The following is a 367-nucleotide window of genomic DNA, read 5'->3' on the forward strand; positions in this document are numbered from 1 at the left end:
GAGAACATCTTCTCTCGCTATGGGGTGCCTCGAGCCATTATCAGCGATGGCGGATCTCATTTCTGTAACCGCCCGGTAGGAATTCTAATGCGCAAATATGGCATTGTTCACAAAGTAAGCACTGCTTACCATCCTCAAACTAACGGACAAGCCGAGTTGGCTAACCGCGAAATCAAGCGAATCATCGAAAAACGGTGAATCCAACTCGCAAAGACTGGTCCCTTCGTCTTACATATGCGCTATGGGCTTATCGTACTGCCTATAAAACCATATTAGGTGCCTCTCCGTATAGACTTGTCTATGGCAAAGCGTGCCACCTACCTGTTGAACTTGAGCATCGAGCGTATTGGACAATACGCCAAATTAA

1 pseudogene is annotated in these 367 nt (G+C 46.9%); it reads left to right on the forward strand.

Going from position 1 to position 367, the window contains the following annotated elements:
* Positions 1–198, forward strand: a pseudogene (locus tag EZV76_RS18000) (DDE-type integrase/transposase/recombinase); the annotation flags it as partial.
* Positions 199–367 lie beyond the last annotated feature (169 nt).

Origin of the sequence: Flagellimonas alvinocaridis, assembly GCF_004916895.1 — a bacterium.
Taxonomy (GTDB): domain Bacteria; phylum Bacteroidota; class Bacteroidia; order Flavobacteriales; family Flavobacteriaceae; genus Flagellimonas; species Flagellimonas alvinocaridis.